At 41.1% G+C, this 766-nt stretch carries 1 protein-coding gene; it reads right to left on the bottom strand.

What is annotated here, in order from left to right:
* Positions 1-141 precede the first annotated feature (141 nt).
* Entirely contained in the window at positions 142-606 is a 465-nt protein-coding gene (tnpA, locus tag OCU21_RS11245; protein WP_261807487.1) for an IS200/IS605 family transposase, read from the bottom strand.
* Positions 607-766 lie beyond the last annotated feature (160 nt).

Genomic DNA, 766 nt, shown 5'->3' with positions numbered 1-766 from the left:
ATCATAACCACCCGTAAAACGGGTGGTTTGCTCCAGGGCTATAAGCCCTATGTACTGGCCAGCGTCTCAAGGCGCTGGCTTTTATAATTCAAAGCCAAACTGCGTTTGTCACTTTTGCCACCGCTTTAAGCGGTGTTTGTACTACTTACCTTGACCCTTGAAAGGGTCAGAATACTCGCGGACACTTAATTTATCGACTGCTTGATCATGTTTCTCTTGATCTTGAATATACTTCTTAATGGTTGATTCATTTAGACCCACTGTACTAACATAATATCCTTCGGACCAAAAGTGTCGATTACCAAATTTATATTTCAAATTTGCATGCTGGTCAAACATCATTAATGCTGATTTTCCCTTCAAATATCCCATAAAGCTAGATACACTTAATTTCGGTGGAATACTGACCAGCAAATGGACATGATCCGGCATCATATGACCCTCAAGAATCTTGACACCTTTATACTGGCACAACAATCGAATATCTTCTTGCAAGTCACGTCGATATTGATTATAGATGATTTTTCTTCTATACTTTGGAGTGAATACGATATGGTATTTGCACAGCCATTTGGTATGTGCAAGGCTGTTGAGTTTATTCGCCATTACTGACGTCCTCCTTCAATTTTGAATGGTTTGGCTTTGAACACCTCCATTCTATATCTTGGGAGGGCGTTTTGGTATAACCCTATTGTTATCCACCCGCATAGCGGGTGGTTTTTTGTTTCGCGCGCTTCGCGGGCTCAACTGGGTCTAAAGACACTAA

The sequence above is a fragment of the Lapidilactobacillus luobeiensis genome (genome assembly GCF_024345205.1).
Classification (GTDB): Bacteria; Bacillota; Bacilli; order Lactobacillales; family Lactobacillaceae; genus Lapidilactobacillus; species Lapidilactobacillus luobeiensis.
This window is presented reverse-complemented; position numbering and strand designations above follow the sequence as displayed.

Excerpts from the sequence above, each read along its gene's own strand:
- tnpA (WP_261807487.1), bottom strand. The coding sequence starts at position 606 with ATGGCGAATAAACTCAACAGCCTTGCACATACCAAATGGCTGTGCAAA.